Below are 16,757 nucleotides of genomic sequence, written 5' to 3' on the forward strand. Positions count from 1 at the left end.
AATTCTCCGGCGTGTCCGGCGGGTTTCAGTCGTCGAGGTGCTCTCGCAGCCGGCGGGCGAGCTCCGCGGTCGGCATCGTGCGCGGGAACACCGCGACGACGACCTCGTCGCCGGCCGGGTCGGCGTCGCCCTCGGGGAGCACGCCGAACCGGCGGCGCGCGTCGTCGAGGGCCGTGCGTAGCACCGACACCGGCACCTTCTTCGGACCGCGGATCAGGCGGCGCAGCACGTGGTTGTGGATCGCGGTCACGAGCGCGGCGAAGCCGACGGCATCCACGGGGTCCAGCCCGGGCAGCGAGGCGCGCAGGTATTCGTCGAACAGCCGCTCGTAGCGGAACACCGTCACGATCTCGCGGTCGCGCAGCGCCGGCACGCCGCGCACGACGGTGTAGCGCCGGCGTGCGAGCTCGGGGTCGGCGGCGAAGTGCGCGTAGACGAGGAGGGATGCCTCGCACACGGCCGCCCACGGGTCGCGGTGCGGCTGCGCCAGGAACTCGCGCAGCCGGTCCAGCAGCACCTCGTGGTCGGTGAACACCACGTCGTCCTTGCCGCCGAACTGGCGGAAGAACGTGGAGCGCGAGACGCCGGCGGCCTGAGCGATCTGCTCGACGGAGGTCTGGTCGAAGCCCTGCTCCGCGAACAGTTCGAGCGCGGCGGCGACCACCGCCGCGCGAGAGGCGGCCTGGGCGACGGAGGCGGCAGCGGTGTCGGACATCTCGGGGGAGAGCCTAGTGCGCCCGCCCACCGCAGATGCGGCATCCCGCCGCGAACCGCCGCGCGGGAGCTGCCGCAAACTCCGGGCGCGTCGCTGCTGTCAGAACCGGACGATGAGCGGTAGTAGGCTGGGGGATTGGTCGATATCTCGACGTCGAGACGCTTTTCGGGCGTCATCCCACCCCCATTCGCCACCTGCGAAGGAATGCACTGTGGATCTGTACGAGTACCAGGCACGAGACCTTTTCGAGAAGTACGAGGTGCCGGTGCTCGCCGGCATCGTCGCGGACACGCCGGAGGAGGTGCGTGCCGCAGCCGAGAAGATCGGCGGAGTCGTCGTCGTCAAGGCCCAGGTCAAGACCGGCGGCCGCGGCAAGGCCGGCGGCGTGAAGGTCGCCAAGACGCCCGATGAGGCCTACGAGGCCGCGCAGGCCATCCTCGGCCTCGACATCAAGGGCCACGTCGTCAAGCGCGTGATGGTCGCCCAGGGCGCCCGCATCGACAAGGAGTACTACTTCTCGGTGCTGCTCGATCGCGCCAACCGCTCCTACCTGTCGCTGTGCAGCGTCGAGGGCGGCATGGAGATCGAGGAGCTCGCGGTCGAGCGTCCCGAGGCGCTCGCGCGCATCGCGGTCGACCCGCTGCAGGGCATCGACAAGGAGAAGGCGGTCGCGATCGCCGAGGCCGCCGGCTTCTCGGCCGACCTCGTCGACAAGGTGAGCGACGTCTTCGTCAAGCTCTACAACGTCTACAAGGGCGAGGACGCCACGCTCGTCGAGGTCAACCCGCTCGTGCTCACCGAAGAGGGCGATGTCATCGCGCTCGACGGCAAGGTCTCGCTCGACGAGAACGCCGACTTCCGTCACCCGGGCCACGCGCTGCTCGAGGACAAGGCCGCGGCCGACCCGCTCGAGGCCAAGGCCAAGGCCAACGACCTCAACTACGTCAAGCTCGACGGCGAGGTCGGTGTCATCGGCAACGGCGCGGGCCTGGTGATGTCCACGCTCGATGTCGTCGCGTACGCCGGTGAGAACCACGGCGGCGTGAAGCCCGCCAACTTCCTCGACATCGGCGGCGGCGCCTCTGCCGAGGTCATGGCCGCGGGCCTGGACGTCATCCTCGGCGACCCGCAGGTCAAGTCGGTGTTCGTCAACGTGTTCGGCGGCATCACCGCGTGCGACGCGGTCGCCAAGGGCATCGTCGGCGCGCTCGCCGAGCTCGGCTCGTCGGCCTCGAAGCCGCTGGTCGTTCGCCTGGACGGCAACAAGGTCGAGGAGGGCCGCGCGATCCTGCGCGACGCCAACCACCCGCTCGTGACCCTGGCCGAGACGATGGACGAGGGCGCCGACAAGGCCGCCGAGCTCGCCAACGCCTGACCCCCAGCATCCGGAACTAGGAAAGAACAGACATGTCGATCTTCCTCAACAAGGACTCCAAGGTCATCGTCCAGGGCATCACCGGCGGCGAGGGCACCAAGCACACCGCGCTCATGCTCAAGGCCGGCACCCAGGTCGTCGGCGGCGTGAACGCCCGCAAGGCCGGCACCACCGTGCTGCACACCGACGCCGACGGCAACCCGGTGGAGCTGCCGGTCTTCGCGTCGGTCGAAGAGGCCATCGCGGCCACCGGCGCCGATGTCTCGATCGCGTTCGTGCCCCCGGCGTTCACGAAGGACGCCATGGTCGAGGCCATCGACGCCGAGATCCCGCTCCTGGTCGTGATCACCGAGGGCGTGCCCGTCGGCGACACCGCCGAGGCGTGGGCCTACGCGCAGTCGAAGGGCGACAAGACCCGCATCATCGGCCCGAACTGCCCCGGCATCATCACGCCGGGCGAGTCGCTGGTGGGCATCACCCCGGCGAACATCACCGGCAAGGGCCCGATCGGCCTGGTGTCGAAGTCGGGCACCCTGACGTACCAGATGATGTACGAGCTGCGCGAGATCGGCTTCTCGACGGCCATCGGCATCGGCGGCGACCCGGTCATCGGCACCACGCACATCGACGCGCTCGCCGCGTTCGAGGCCGACCCCGAGACCAAGGCGATCGTCATGATCGGCGAGATCGGCGGCGACGCCGAGGAGCGCGCAGCCGACTTCATCAAGGCGAACGTGACCAAGCCGGTCGTCGGCTACGTCGCGGGCTTCACCGCCCCCGAGGGCAAGACCATGGGCCACGCCGGCGCCATCGTCTCCGGCTCGGCGGGCACCGCGCAGGCGAAGAAGGAGGCCCTCGAGGCCGCCGGCGTCAAGGTCGGCAAGACGCCGTCCGAGACCGCCGCCCTCATGCGCGACATCATCGCCGGCCTGTAAGGCGGATCACGAGGGGCGGATGCCGCGGCCACAGGCTGCGGCATCCGCCCCTCGTCGTCTCAGTCCGAGGCCGCGCTGCCGCCGAAGCGCGACACCTGGCCGGCGCGGCCGGCGTCTTCGCTGGCGAGCACGCCCCCGTTCGCGACGAAGTCGGCGGCGACCTCCTCGAACATGATGCGGACGTCCTGCTGCCGGGCGCCCAGAGCCTCGACGGCGGCGCGGGTCACTTCTTCCGCGAAATGACGGCGCTGATCCACGGTGCGTCCAGGCAGGAGTTCGACTCTGATGTTGGGCATGCCTCGACGATACGGGGCCGGCCCGACCCCCTGCCGCGCCGCCGTACGCTGGTGCCATGCCGCTGACCGGAGAGTACAAGCCGTCCACGTCCGACTGGGCCCGCAAGCAGGCCGAAGCCTTCGAGGCGTCCGCCGGTGAGAAGGCGAACACCCTGCGCGGCGTGCCGATCATCGTGCTGACCACGGTCGGCGCCAAGAGCGGCGCGTTGCGCAAGACCGCGCTGATGCGCGTCGAGCATGACGGCCGCTACGCCGTCGTGGCGTCCAAGGGCGGTGCTCCCGACGAGCCGAAGTGGGCCGAGAACATGCGCCGCCACCCGCACGTGGAGCTGCAGGACGGCGACGTCAAGCGGGACTACACGGCGAGGGAGCTCTCCGGCGACGAGCGTGCGCAATGGTGGGAGCGCGCCGCCGCGGTGTGGCCCGACTACGACAACTACCAGAAGCGCACCGCCCGGCAGATCGCGATCTTCGCCCTCGACCCGCGCGACGGCTGAGGTGCGTCCCACGCCCGCAGCGGACCCCGCGCGACCGCCGGTGATCCGCGCGGTCCCGGGCGCCCGAGCGGCGGCGGAGCGATGACCGACATCGAGCTCGCGCCGATTCCGGGCGGCGCGGTGACGCTGCACGACGCGCGGCGCAAGACGCGTTGGAGCGTCGACCTCGAACCCTTCGAGATCGGCGTGTACGCGGTCACCCAGGAGCAGCTCGCCGAGCTGCTGGGTGAGACGGCGTCGCACCCGCGTCGCCCCGCGACCGACGTCAGCTGGCTGCGCGCCGTCCGGTTCTGCAACGCCGCGTCGGAGTGGGAGGGGCTCGACCCCGCCTACTCGTTCGACGGCGAGGACGTCACGTGGCACGTCGACGCCGACGGCTTCCGCCTGCCGACGGAGGCGGAGTGGGAGCTCGCGTGCCGTGCCGGCTCGACCGGCCCGCACTACGGACCGCTCGCCGAGGTGGCGTGGACGAGCGCCGACGGCGTCGCCGCGCCGCAGAACGTGGGTGGCAAGCTGCCGAACCTCCACGGGCTGTTCGACACTCTCGGCAACGCCTGGGAGTGGTGCTGGGACCTGCTCGACCCCGCGCGCTACGGCGACTACCGCGTGTTCCGCGGCGGCGGGTTCGCCGACGACGCCTGGAGCGTGCGCGCCTCGACCCGTCGCGGCGGCGCCCCGCGCATGCACCACGACGACGTCGGGTTCCGCGTCGCCCGCGGCGGCTTCGACGCGGTCGACGCCGCCCAGGGCTGGTCCGCGCGCGCCGATGCCGAGCGCGCCGCCTACCACGGACCGACGCCGCCCGGCTGGACCCCGCGGCGCTGATCCCCGGCGTCCATCCGGGGTTCGGGGCGGATTCCGTCCGTTGGGGCGCAAGAGATGCGCCCCAACGGACGAGACGCGCCCCAAACCCCGGGGAGACATGGGGTGGCGGGAACGACGAAGGGGACGGGATGCCGCAGGCCGCGGCATCCCGTCCCCTTCGAGGCGGGACTCAGCCCAGCAGGGTCTCGAGCGGTCCGCGCGCGAAGTAGAGCACGAAGCCGGCCGCCACGATCCACAGCAGCGGGCTGATCTCGCGGGCCTTGCCCGACAGCGACCGCACCACGACCCAGGCGATGAAGCCCGCGCCGATGCCGTTGGCGATCGAGTACGTCAGCGGCATGACCGTGATCGCCAGGAACACCGGCAGCAGGATCGAGAAGTCCGAGAAGTCGATGAAGCGGATCTGCGACATCATCAGCGCACCGACGATGACCAGAGCGGATGCCGCGACCTCGGTGGGCACGATCGACACGAGCGGCGTGAAGAACATCGCGACGAGGAACAGTGCACCGGTCACGACGTTCGCGAGGCCCGTGCGGGCGCCCTCGCCGATGCCGGCTCCGGACTCGATGAACACGGTGTTGGACGAGCTGGACGTGAAACCACCCGCGACGGCGCCGACACCCTCGACGATGAGCGCCGACTTGATGCGCGGGAAGTCGCCCTTCTCGTTGGCGAGGCCGGCCTCCTTCGACAGGCCCGTCATGGTGCCCATGGCGTCGAAGAAGTTCGTGAAGACGAGCGTGAAGACGAGCATCAGGGCGGCGAGCACGCCGATGCGCTCGAACGAGCCGAACGAGATCTGGCCGACCAGCGACAGGTCGGGCACGCTCACCAGCGACGTCGGCAGCTCGGGGACCGACAGGCCCCAGCCGCCCGGGTTGACCTCGTCGCCGGCGAACTTCGGGCCGATGTTCCAGATCGCCTCGACGATCACGGCGACGACGGTGCCCGAGACGAGGCCGATGAGGATGCCGCCCTTGACCTTGCGGGCGACGAGGATGCCGGTCAGCAGCAGCGTGAAGACGAAGATGAGCGTCGGGACCGTGGCCACCGAACCGCCCACGCCGAGCCCGACCGGGGGAGAGGAGGCGCCGGTCGCCGTGACGAAGCCCGCGTCGACGAAGCCGATGAACGCGATGAACAGGCCGATACCGACGGTGATGGCCAGCTTCAGCTGGATCGGCACGGCGTCGAAGATCATGCGCCGCAGGCCCGTGGCCGCCAGCAGCACGATGATCACACCGTTGATGACCACGAGGCCCATCGCCTCGGGCCAGGTCACCTGGCCGACGACCGAGACGGCGAGGAACGAGTTGATGCCCAGTCCCGCCGCGAACGCGAAGGGAAGGCGGGTCACGAGGCCGAACAGCACCGTCATGACGCCGGCGGTCAGCGCCGTGGTCGCGGCGACCTGCGTGAACCCGAGCGTGTTGCCGGCGACATCCGTGCCGCTGGAGAGGATGATCGGGTTCAGGATGACGATGTAGGCCATCGTCACGAAGGTCACGACACCGCCGCGGACCTCGGTGCCGATCGTCGATCCTCGGCGGGTGATCTCGAAGAACCTGTCGAAGCTGTTCTTCGGCTCCGGAGTCTCGGTGTTCTCTGGCGCTTCGGGCGCCGTGGACGGGGCTGTGCTCATGTGGGGGACCTCCGTGAGAAACGTTAGTCGTTCGCGGCCGAACCTGAGGATTCGCTGAACGGATGCCTCCTCTCCGCGCGCGGGCGACCAGGACGTCCGGCCCGCTCGAAGTAGGGTCGATGGCGCATGCACCGCCTCATCGTCGCCCTCCTCGCCTCCGTCGACGCCGCCATCGCCGCCGCCGTCGGCCTTGCCGCGACCCTGGCCCCGCTCACCCTGCTGTGGGTGTTCGGCTTCGGCCACGGCGCCGACTGGGGGATGCTGTGGCAGGCCGCCGTATCGGTCTGGCAGTTCGGCAACCTCGTGCCGCTGCACATCACGCTGCCGCCCGAATACCTCGCGTCGGCGGGGATCGCGACCGACGCGGCGTCCTTCGTCCTCTCGCTCGCGCCGCTGGCGTTCGCCGCCTTCACGGCGATCTTCGCGGCCCGGTCGGGGGCGCGCGCATCGCACGCGGACGCGTGGCTCACCGGCGTGGTGAGCTCGACCGTCGTGTTCGCCGCGCTGGCGATCGGTGCCGCGTTCACCGGGGCGAACGAGATCGCCCGCGTCGAGACCTGGCAGGCCATCCTCCTGCCGACACTGGTGTTCGCGCTGCCGGCTCTGGTCGCCGCGATCGTGACGGAATGGACCGAGGCCGGCTCCGGCGCGGTCGCGCGGCTGCGTGACCGCATCGAGGCCGCGCCGCACGGCTGGGGCGACGTGCCCGCGGTCGTCGCCCGCGGCGCCGCGGTCGCGGTCGTCGGTCTCATCGGCGCGGGGGCCGCGGCGGCCGCGGTGGCGCTGTTCGCGCGCGCCGGGCAGATCGTGGCGCTGTTCCAGGCCGGGGACGTCGACGTGCTGGGTGCCGTCGTGATCACGCTGGGGCAGCTGGCGTACGTGCCGACCCTCGCGGTGTGGGGGCTGAGCTTCCTCGCCGGACCCGGGTTCGCGGTCGGGGAGGGCACCGCGGTGTCGCCCGCCGGCACGCAGGTCGGGGTCATCCCCGGGCTTCCGGTGCTGGGCGCCGTGCCCGAGTCCACGACGTCGTGGCTGCTGCTGCTCGCGCTCGTCCCGGTCGCGCTCGGCGCGCTGGCCGGGTGGGTCGCCCGCTCCCGCATGATCCACCCGGTGCCGCGCGGCGGAGGGATGCCGGAGCGCGACGCGCTCGCCGCGTCGTCGCGGTTCGACTCCGGCCGCACCGCTGCCCTCACCGGCCTGCTGTCGACGACGGGGGGTGGGTCCGCCGAGGAGGACACGGGCCCCGACGTCGTCGACGATCCGATGGGCGCGCGAGTGGTCGCCACGGTGGGCATCGCCGTCGTGGCAGGCGCCGCCGCCGCGCTCCTGTCGTATCTGGCGTCCGGCTCGCTCGGTCCGGGGCGGCTGGCGGAGTTCGGCCCGCAGCCCGGCCCGGTCGCGCTCGCGGTCGCGCTCGAGGTGCTGCTGGGCGCGGCGATCCTGCTGCTGTCGCCGCGCGGATCGCGCCGGGGCGCGGCATCCGCTCCCCGCGACAGCGTGCCGGAGGCCGATGAGGCCCCCGAGACTCTCCGCGACGACGTCGCGGACGACGACGGCGCCGCCCGCCTGGCAGGGGGCGATGAGGCGCTCGCCGCCAGCGCGTCCGCGCTCGCGCGTGCCCGGATGGGCGGCGCGTCGGAGCGGATGCCGTCGGCCGGGGCCGCGCAGACGACCGCGGCGGCGGGCCGCACGGCATCGTCCCGACCCGCCCCGGAACGCCCCCGCATCGCCGAGCCCGAGGCCACGACCGAGCCCATCGACCTGCCCTGACGGCGGGCGCCCGGTGCACCGGACAGTTGCCCACTAAACTAGGCGGGTGCTCACGGTCGCCGTCCTCATCTCGGGCACAGGGTCGAATCTGCGCGCTCTGCTCGACGCGGCGGCCGATCCCGAGTTCCCCGCCCGCATCGTCGTCGTCGGCGCCGATCGCGAGGCCGAGGGCTTCGCGCATGCCGAGGAGTACGGCATCCCGACCTTCATGGTGCCGTTCGCGCAGTTCGCGAGCCGCGAGGAGTGGGGTGCCGAGCTCGCCGCCCAGCTCGACGTGTGGCGCCCCGACCTCGTCGTGCTCAGCGGCCTCATGCGCCTGCTGCCGGCCGACCTCGTCGACGCCTGGTCGCCGCGCATCGTCAACACCCACCCGGCCTACCTCCCCGAGTTCCCCGGCGCGCACGGTGTGCGCGACGCACTCGCCGCGGGGGTCGCCCAGACCGGGGCCAGCGTGATCATCGTCGACAACGGGGTCGACTCGGGGCCGATCCTCGCCCAGGAGCGCGTGCCCGTGCTCCCCGGCGACGACGAGCACGCCCTGCACGAGCGCATCAAGCCCGTCGAACGGCGCCTCCTGATCGACGTGGTCCGCCGCGTCGCCACCGGCGACCTCGACCTCGCGGCCGTGTCCGCGAGCGCCCCGCTCTGACCCCATCCCCACCGAGGAGATCTGCCATGGCCGGACCGAGCCACGACCCCGCCCTGTACCGCCCCCGCGATGTCGTCCCGGTCCGCCGGGCACTGGTGTCGGTGAGCGACAAGACCGATCTGCTGGCCCTCGGCGCGGCGCTGGCCGAGGCCGGTGTCGAGATCGTGTCGACGGGCGGCTCGGCGACGCTGCTGCGCGAGGCCGGCTACGACGTGACCGACGTGGCGAGCGTGACCGGGTTCCCCGAGTCGCTCGACGGCCGTGTCAAGACGCTGCACCCGAGCGTGCACGCGGGCCTGCTGGCCGACCTCCGTCTCGAGGACCACGAGCGGCAGCTCGAAGACCTCGACATCGCGCCGTTCGAGCTCGTGGTGGTGAACCTGTACCCGTTCGTCGAGACCGTGCGCTCGGGCGCGCAGGGCGACGACGTCGTCGAGCAGATCGACATCGGCGGCCCCGCGATGGTGCGCGCGTCGGCGAAGAACTACGCCAACGTCGCGATCGTCGTCTCGCCGTCGTCCTACCCGGCGGTCATCGAGGCGGTGCGCGCCGGCGGCACCTCGCTCGTGCAGCGCCGCGAGCTCGCCGCGCGCGCCTTCGCGCACACCGCCGAGTACGACCGCGCGGTCGCGACCTGGTTCGCCGAGGGCACGCTCACCGAGGACGACCTCCCCGCGCACCTCACGATCAAGGCCGAGCGCCTGGCGACGCTGCGCTACGGCGAGAACGCGCACCAGCGCGCCGCGATCTACACGCGCAACGGCGGCCACGGCATCGCTCAGGCCACGCAGCTGCAGGGCAAGGAGATGTCGTACAACAACTACGTCGACGCCGATGCCGCCCTCCGCGCCGCGTTCGACATGGTCAAGCCGGCTGTGGCGATCATCAAGCACGCGAACCCGTGCGGCATCGCCGTGGCCGCGCCCAACGCCCTCGATCCGATCGCCAGCGCCCACCTGCGCGCGCACGAGTGCGACCCGGTGTCGGCCTACGGCGGCGTCATCGCCGCCAACGGCACCGTGACGCTCAAGATGGCCGAGAACCTCAAGGACATCTTCACCGAGGTCATCGTCGCCCCCGCCTTCGAGCCGGCTGCGCTCGAGGTGTTCAAGGCCAAGAAGAACCTCCGCCTCCTGCAGCTGCCCGCCGACTGGCAGCAGGAGCGCATGGACGTGCGCCTGGTCTCGGGCGGCCTGCTGCTGCAGGACGCCGACCGCTTCCCGTCCGACATCGACTCGGTCGCCACGAACTGGGAGCTCGTCTCGGGCGAGCGCCCCGCGCCGGAGGCGATGCAGAACCTCATCTTCGCGTGGAAGTCGTGCCGCGCCGTGAAGTCGAACGCCATCGTGCTGGCCAAGGGCTCGGCCACGGTCGGCATCGGCATGGGCCAGGTCAACCGCGTCGACTCGTGCCGCCTCGCGGTCGAGCGGGCGGGCGACCGTGCCGCGGGGTCGGTGGCGGCATCCGACGCGTTCTTCCCGTTCGCCGACGGCCCGCAGGTGCTGATCGACGCCGGCGTGACCGCGATCGTCCAGCCGGGCGGCTCGGTGCGCGACGACGAGGTCATCGCCGCCGCGAAGGCCGCGAACGTCACGATGTTCTTCACGGGCGAGCGCCACTTCTTCCACTGACGCCGGTGAGGCGGCATCCGATCGCGTCCCGTGAGAGCGTTCCGGATGCCGCCACAGCCGTGTCCGATTTCCGCGAGCCGATGTCGGGGGAGCGTGCCAGGCTAGACGCATGAGCCTGGCGATGACCTTCGAGGAGCGGTACCGCGCGATCGACTCGCGCGACGCGCGGTTCGACGGTCAGTTCGTGACCGCGGTGCGCTCCACCGGCATCTACTGCCGTCCGAGCTGCCCCGCCCGCACGCCGAAGCCGTCGAACGTCACGTTCTATCCGACCAGCGCCGCCGCGCACGAGGCGGGGTACCGCGCCTGCAAGCGATGCCTGCCCGAGGCCGCACCCGGGTCGCCGCAGTGGAACCTGCGCGGCGACACCGCGGGCCGCGCCATGCGGCTCATCGCCGACGGCGTCGTCGAACGCGAGGGGGTTCCCGGACTCGCCCGGCGGCTCGGCTACTCGCCTCGCCACCTCACGCGACTGCTCACCGCCGAGCTCGGCGCCGGGCCGCTCGCGCTCAGCCGCGCGCACCGCGCGCAGACCGCGCGCATGCTGCTGGTCGGCACCGACCTGTCGGCCGCCGACGTCGCGTTCTCGTCGGGGTTCGCCAGCGTGCGCCAGTTCAACGACACGATCCGCGAGGTGTTCGGGATGCCGCCCCTCGACCTGCGCGCGCGCCGCCGGGTGTCCCGGCACGACGAGCGCCCCGCCGCAGCGCCCGGGGTGACGATCGACCTCGCCCTGCCGCACCGCGGCCCGCTGGACGCGTCCGGCGTGTTCGCGTGGATGGCCGCGCGTGCCGTCACCGGGGCCGAGGCGGCCACCGCGACGACGTTCGCCCGCACGCTGCGTCTGCCGCACGGGCCGGTGTGGTTCGAGCTGCGCCAGGACGACCTCGGCCGGGTGCGGCTGCGGGCGGCGCTCACGAACCTCGCCGACCTCTCGACGCTGGTGACGCGCGCCCGGCGCCTGTTCGACCTCGACGCCGATCCGCAGGCGGTCGACCAGTCGCTGTCCGAGCACCCCGAGCTGGCGCCGCTGGTCGCCGGGCTTCCGGGTATCCGCGTGCCGGGCGCCGCCGACCCGCACGAGATGCTCATCCGGGCCATGGTCGGACAGCAGATCACGGTCGGCGCCGCGCGCACCGCCCTCATCTCGCTGACTGACGCCCTCGGCGAGGAGGTGCCCGCGTTCGCCGGGGCCCTCGGCGACGCCGGCGATGCCGAGGCGCCCGTCCGGCTGTTCCCGACGATGGATGCGATCGCCGCCCACGGCCACGAGGTGCTGCGCGGGCCGGCCGCGCGCATCCGCGCCGTCACCGGCGCCGCGCAGGCCCTCGCCGCGGGCACGCTGACCCTCACCACGGGCGACGACGCCGACGAGCAGCGCGCGGCGCTGCTGGCCATGCCCGGCATCGGCCCGTGGACCGCCGACTACGTGCGCATGCGCGTGCTCGCCGACCCCGACGTGTTCCTCCCCGGAGACGTCGCCGTGCGCGCGGGCGCCGCCGCGATCGGGCTGCCCTCCGACCCGCGCGCGCTCACCGACTGGGCCGCGCGCACCGCGCCGTGGCGCAGCTACCTCACCGCCCACCTGTGGCGGTCCGTTCCGCCCAAGCCCGCCGCGTCGCGCCGGGCCGCGGCATCCGTTCCCGTTCTCGCATCGACTCCCGGAGGCACGCCATGAACGCCACCATCCAGACCCTCGACACCCCCGACGGCGCCTTCACGATCCTCGCCGACGACCGCGGACGCGTGCTCGCGTCCGGCTGGACCGCCGATGCTTCGGCGATCCTCGCCCGGCTGCCCGAGCGCGTGCGACCGTCTCGCGTCGACGCCGGGATCACGGATGCCGCTGCCGCCGTCGTCGCGTACTACGACGGCGACCTCGCCGCGATCGATGACGTCCCGGTCGCGCAGCACGGCACCGAGATGCAGCTGGCGGGGTGGAAGGCGCTGCGGCGCATCGCCCCCGGCCGGCCGCTGACCTACAGCGAGTTCGCCGTCGAGCTCGGGTCTCCGAGCGCCGTGCGGGCGGCGGCATCCATCTGCGCCCGCAACGCTCCCGCGCTGTTCGTGCCGTGCCACCGGGTGCTGCGCACCGACGGCACCCTGGGCGGGTTCGCGTGGGGGCTGCCGGTCAAGCGCCGGCTGCTCGACCGCGAGGCCGCGGTCCCCGCGCTCATCGTCTGATCCCGGTGCCGCCCCGGGCCCGCCGTCGGCGGCCCGGGGCGTCGGCGTGCGCGGCTGTGAAGGATTTCCGGGGGTGCGGAAAGTTTTCGTTGCGCTCAGCGATTTCCCAGGTATACGCTGGAGGGCTGGCGTGTCACTTCAGGTGACACCCGGTCCGTGTCCCACGATCCGAGGAGGAAGCCATGTATCAGGCCGTCGTCAACACGAAGCCGAGTGCCCTCCTGCCTATCGCCGGGACGATGCGCGTCGCCTCAGAGGGATAGTTCCCCGGGCCGACCTCCGCCGATCCGCCGCCCCCGCGGCATAGGATCACCCGCCTCCGCGTTCTGGCTCAACAGGACGACTCTTCGGCGTCCCCGCACGACGTCTGTGCGCCTTCGCCGTCCCCGCCGTTCACCGCGGCATCGATTCCACCCCGCAACACCCCACAAGGATCATGACCACGTCTTCCGCTGAGAGACTCTCCACTCCGCGGGCGCTCGCGCGCCTCTATCCCTTCGTCAAACCCGCCCTTCCGCGCATGATCGGCGGCTTCTTCACCGCTCTCGGTGCCGCGGTGATGACGCTGATCATCCCGCTGGTCCTCCAGGCGACGGTGGACGGCCCCATCCAGTCCGGCGACCTCACGCTCATCGTGTGGGCGTCGATCGGCGTGCTCGCCCTGGGCGCGCTCGAGGCGCTGTTCATCTACCTGCGCCGCGCGTTCGTGCTCACCCCTGGCACCGCCGTCGAGTACGAGATCCGTCAGCAGTTCTACCGCCGACTGCAGCGCCTGCCCGTCGCGTTCCACGACAAGTGGCAGTCGGGTCAGCTGCTCAGCCGCATGATGCAGGACATCAACCTGATCCGCCGCTGGCTGATCTTCGGTCTCATCCTGCTCGTGGTGAACGTGCTGACGATCATCGTCGGCTCCGTCCTGCTGTTCCGCTGGCACTGGGCGCTCGGCGCGACGTTCCTCGTCGTGTCGATCCCGCTGTGGTTCTTCGGCTACAACTTCGAGCGCAAGTACGGCGTGCTGGCCCGACAGAGCCAGGACCAGGCCGGAGACCTCGCCACCTCTGTCGAGGAGAGCGTGCACGGCATCCGCGTGCTGAAGGCCTTCGGGCGCGGCAAGCACGCGCTGCAGAAGTTCCAGCGCCAGGTCGAGACCCTGCGCGGCACCGAGCTGCGCAAGGCCCGCGAGGTCGGCGTGCTGTGGTTCTGGCTCGAGGTGATCCCGATGATCGCCTTCGCGCTGTGCCTGCTGCTGGGCATCTGGCTCACCAGCGGCCAGCAGCTCACCGTGGGCGAGCTGTTCGCGTTCTTCGCAATGGCCACCGCGCTGCGCTGGCCGCTCGAGTCGCTCGGCTTCCTGTTCTCGTTCCTCGTCGACGCCCGCACCGCGACCGACCGTGTGTTCGAGGTGCTCGAGGAGGAGAACACGATCGTCGACCCGGTCGAGCCGAAGACGATCGCCGACCCGAAGGGCGAGCTCGCGTTCCGGGGCGTGCACTTCCGCTACCAGGATGCCGCCGCCTCCGAGCGCGACCTGCTCGACGGCGTCGACCTCGTGCTGCGGCCCGGCGAGACGATGGCGCTGGTCGGCCTCACCGGCTCCGGCAAGACGACGCTGACGACCCTGCCGACACGGCTGTACGACGTGACCGGCGGCACCGTGGAGCTGGACGGCGTCGACGTGCGCGACCTGCGGCTCGACGAGCTGCGCACACACATCTCGATGGCGTTCGAGGACGCGACGCTGTTCTCGGCATCCGTCCGCGAGAACGTGCTGCTGGGCCGGGACGATCTCGACCCGCACAGCCCGGAGGCGCAGGCGGTGCTGGACGAGGCGCTGCAGATCGCGCAGGCGCACTTCGCGTACGAGCTGCCGGACGGCGTCGACACCACCGTCGGCGAAGAGGGCCTGTCGCTCTCGGGCGGCCAGCGTCAGCGGCTCGCGCTCGCCCGCGCGGTGGCGGCCAAGCCTGCCGTGCTGGTGCTGGACGACCCGCTGTCGGCGCTCGACGTCGACACCGAGGCGCTCGTCGAGGCGGCGCTGCGCCGGGTGCTGGCCACCACGACCGCGCTCATCGTCGCCCACCGTCCGTCGACGGTGGCGCTCGCCGACCGCGTCGCGGTGCTCGAGGCCGGTCGCATCACCGCGGTCGGCACCCACTCCGACCTGCTGCGCGAGAGCGAGCACTACCGGCACGTGATCTCGAGCCTCGAGGCCGCGGCCCGCGACGGGCAGGAGCCCGCCCGCGAAGAAGCGGTCGTCGAGTCCCAGATGGTCGCCGATGCGCGAGAAGCGCTGGCCGAGGAAGAGATGGAGGTGAACCTGTGAGCACCATCACCGGAACCCAGGGCGAAGAGCGGCACGACTACACCAAGGCCGAGAGCCGCGTCATCCGCCAGCGTTCGCTGCGACTGCTCGGGTCGCTCCTGAAGCCGCGGCGCCCGCTCGTCGTGCTCACGGCGATCGTCATCGTGGTATCGACGGGTCTGCGCGTGCTCGGCCCGGCCCTGATCGGGTACGGCATCAACCAGGCGCTGCCGAGGGCAGTGGAGCAGGCCGACTGGCTGCCCGCCATCGGCGTCACGATCGTCTACATCGTCACGGGCGTCGCCGGTGCTGCGCTCATCGGCTGGTTCGTCGTGCTGTCGGCCCGGCTGACCCAGGCGGTGCTGATGGACCTGCGGCTGCGGATCTTCCGCCACACGCAGCGCCTGAGCCTCGAGTTCCACGAGTCGTACACGTCGGGCCGCATCATCTCGCGCCAGACGAGCGACCTGGACTCGATCCGGGAGCTCCTGGACGGCGGGCTCAACCAGCTCGTGCAGGGCACCCTGTACGGGGTCTTCACGCTGGTGATGCTCTTCATCCTCGACCCGCAGAGCGGCTTCGTGATCCTCGCGATGGGCATCCCGCTCGCGTTCCTCATGCGGTGGTTCTACATCCAGTCGCAGAAGGGCTTCCGTGAGTCGCGCGTGGTCAGCGCGAAGCTCATCGTGCAGTTCGTCGAGACGATGACGGGCATCCGCGCCGTCAAGGCGTTCCGCAAGGAGCAGCGCAACGACGCCGAGTTCGGCGAGGTGTCGGCGGACTACCGCCGCATCAACCTCAAGCTGATCAGGCTGTACGGCATCTTCGACCCGGGCCTCATCCTGCTGGCCAACATCACCCTCGCGGTGGTGCTGCTGTGGGGCGCGTTCCGCGTCGTCGACGGCACGCTCCTCATCGGAACGCTGCTGTCGGTGGTGCTGTACGTGCGCAACTTCTTCAGCCCGCTGGAGGAGGTCGCGATGTTCCTGAACTCCTACCAGTCGGCCACGGCCGCGCTGGAGAAGGTGTCGGGTGTGCTGGAGGAGGAGCCCACCGTTCCCGATCCGAAGCAGCCGGTCGACCTGTGGACGGCGAAGGGGCACCTCGAGTTCCGCGATGTGGAGTTCGGGTACGGGAACGGCAAGGTCATCCTGCCGGACTTCTCGCTCGACATCCCTGCCGGGCAGACGATCGCGCTGGTCGGCACGACCGGCGCCGGCAAGTCGACGCTCGCCAAGCTCGTGTCGCGGTTCTACGACCCGACGCGCGGCTCGGTGAACCTCGACGACGTCGACCTGCGGTCGCTGCACCCGAAGGACCTGCGCCGCGCGATCGTCATGGTCACGCAGGAGGCGTACCTGTTCAGCGGCACGGTCGCCGACAACATCGCGCTGGGCAAGCCCGAGGCGACGCTGGAGGAGATCAAGGCCGCTGCGCGGGCGGTGGGGGCGGATGCCTTCATCCAGGCGCTTCCGGACGGGTACGACACCGACGTGAACAAGCGCGGCGGTCGTGTGTCGGCGGGGCAGCGTCAGCTGCTGTCGTTCGCACGGGCGTTCCTCGCCGACCCGGCGGTGCTGATCCTCGACGAGGCCACGGCGTCGCTCGACATGCCGTCCGAGCGTCAGATCCAGGATGCGCTGCAGACCCTGCTCGCCGACCGCACCGCGATCATCATCGCCCACCGTCTGTCGACGGTGGCGATCGCGGACCGCGTGCTGGTCATGGAGCACGGCCGCATCATCGAGGACGACGCCCCCGAGACGCTGATCAGCGGCACCGGCAAGTTCGCCCAGCTGCACAGCGCCTGGCGGGAGTCGCTCGTCTGACGCGTCCCTCCGCAAGACCCGGATGCCCCGGCCCCCTGTCCACACTCAGGGCCGGGGCATCCGCCGTTCCACCGCTCGTCGCGGCCTCCCGATTTCGGAGATTC

Annotated in this window: 14 protein-coding genes; 11 read left to right on the forward strand and 3 right to left on the reverse strand. The window is 71.5% G+C overall.

The genetic code is table 11. From position 1 onward, the window contains the following. Nucleotides 1-25: 25 nt before the first annotated feature. Complete coding sequence (locus AC1DDU_RS11330) at nucleotides 26-715, reverse strand: TetR family transcriptional regulator (protein ID WP_477434119.1); 690 nt, start codon at nucleotides 713-715, stop codon at nucleotides 26-28. A 211-nt stretch (nucleotides 716-926) separates the two neighbouring features. Between AC1DDU_RS11330 and sucC the strand changes: the two genes are divergently transcribed. Both sucC and sucD read left to right on the forward strand, forming a co-directional pair. Beyond that, nucleotides 927-2,090 (forward strand): ADP-forming succinate--CoA ligase subunit beta, encoded by a 1,164-nt coding sequence (sucC, locus tag AC1DDU_RS11335; protein WP_477434121.1) that lies wholly within the window; start codon nucleotides 927-929, stop codon nucleotides 2,088-2,090. 32 nt (nucleotides 2,091-2,122) lie between these two features. Next, entirely contained in the window at nucleotides 2,123-3,025 is a 903-nt protein-coding gene (gene sucD / locus AC1DDU_RS11340) for a succinate--CoA ligase subunit alpha (protein ID WP_477434123.1), read from the forward strand. A gap of 59 nt (nucleotides 3,026-3,084) precedes the next feature. Here the strand turns inward: sucD and AC1DDU_RS11345 are convergent, their stop codons facing one another. Continuing rightward, nucleotides 3,085-3,321, reverse strand: a complete 237-nt coding sequence (locus tag AC1DDU_RS11345) for a tautomerase family protein (RefSeq protein ID WP_477434125.1) — start codon at nucleotides 3,319-3,321, stop codon at nucleotides 3,085-3,087. 56 nt (nucleotides 3,322-3,377) lie between these two features. Between AC1DDU_RS11345 and AC1DDU_RS11350 the strand changes: the two genes are divergently transcribed. Together AC1DDU_RS11350 and AC1DDU_RS11355 are read left to right on the forward strand one after the other, a co-directional pair. Continuing rightward, on the forward strand, nucleotides 3,378-3,818 hold the full coding sequence (locus AC1DDU_RS11350; protein WP_477434127.1) for a nitroreductase family deazaflavin-dependent oxidoreductase: 441 nt from the start codon (nucleotides 3,378-3,380) through the stop codon (nucleotides 3,816-3,818). A gap of 81 nt (nucleotides 3,819-3,899) precedes the next feature. After that, entirely contained in the window at nucleotides 3,900-4,643 is a 744-nt protein-coding gene (locus AC1DDU_RS11355; RefSeq protein WP_477434129.1) for a formylglycine-generating enzyme family protein, read from the forward strand. Nucleotides 4,644-4,812: 169 nt separating this feature from the next. Here AC1DDU_RS11355 and AC1DDU_RS11360 read toward each other — a convergent pair whose 3' ends face one another. Beyond that, on the reverse strand, nucleotides 4,813-6,288 hold the full coding sequence (locus AC1DDU_RS11360) for an NCS2 family permease (protein ID WP_477434131.1): 1,476 nt from the start codon (nucleotides 6,286-6,288) through the stop codon (nucleotides 4,813-4,815). Between the two features lie 126 nt (nucleotides 6,289-6,414). On the opposite strand from AC1DDU_RS11360, the gene AC1DDU_RS11365 reads away from it, so the two are divergent. The 7 genes from AC1DDU_RS11365 to AC1DDU_RS11395 all read left to right on the forward strand — a co-directional run bounded on the left by AC1DDU_RS11365 (nucleotide 6,415) and on the right by AC1DDU_RS11395 (nucleotide 16,653). Then, nucleotides 6,415-8,058, forward strand: coding sequence for a cell division protein PerM (locus AC1DDU_RS11365; RefSeq protein ID WP_477434133.1), 1,644 nt, complete (start codon nucleotides 6,415-6,417; stop codon nucleotides 8,056-8,058). Nucleotides 8,059-8,104: 46 nt separating this feature from the next. Beyond that, nucleotides 8,105-8,707, forward strand: a complete 603-nt coding sequence (gene purN / locus AC1DDU_RS11370; RefSeq protein ID WP_477434135.1) for a phosphoribosylglycinamide formyltransferase — start codon at nucleotides 8,105-8,107, stop codon at nucleotides 8,705-8,707. 26 nt (nucleotides 8,708-8,733) lie between these two features. Beyond that, entirely contained in the window at nucleotides 8,734-10,338 is a 1,605-nt protein-coding gene (gene purH / locus AC1DDU_RS11375) for a bifunctional phosphoribosylaminoimidazolecarboxamide formyltransferase/IMP cyclohydrolase (RefSeq protein WP_477434137.1), read from the forward strand. Nucleotides 10,339-10,447: 109 nt separating this feature from the next. Next, the gene (locus tag AC1DDU_RS11380) at nucleotides 10,448-12,016 is read left to right on the forward strand and encodes an AlkA N-terminal domain-containing protein (protein WP_477434139.1); all 1,569 of its coding nucleotides are present in this window, start codon (nucleotides 10,448-10,450) and stop codon (nucleotides 12,014-12,016) included. Further along, nucleotides 12,013-12,522, forward strand: a complete 510-nt coding sequence (locus AC1DDU_RS11385) for a methylated-DNA--[protein]-cysteine S-methyltransferase (RefSeq protein ID WP_477434141.1) — start codon at nucleotides 12,013-12,015, stop codon at nucleotides 12,520-12,522. The genes AC1DDU_RS11380 and AC1DDU_RS11385 overlap by 4 nt, the downstream gene beginning before the upstream one ends. Before the next feature lie 436 nt (nucleotides 12,523-12,958). Next, a complete protein-coding gene (locus tag AC1DDU_RS11390; RefSeq protein ID WP_477434143.1) occupies nucleotides 12,959-14,845 on the forward strand; it encodes an ABC transporter ATP-binding protein in 1,887 nt (628 codons plus the stop codon). Next, the gene (locus AC1DDU_RS11395) at nucleotides 14,842-16,653 is read left to right on the forward strand and encodes an ABC transporter ATP-binding protein (protein WP_477434145.1); all 1,812 of its coding nucleotides are present in this window, start codon (nucleotides 14,842-14,844) and stop codon (nucleotides 16,651-16,653) included. The genes AC1DDU_RS11390 and AC1DDU_RS11395 overlap by 4 nt, the downstream gene beginning before the upstream one ends. Nucleotides 16,654-16,757: the final 104 nt, after the last annotated feature.

The organism is Microbacterium sp. 05T445, from assembly GCF_056395865.1.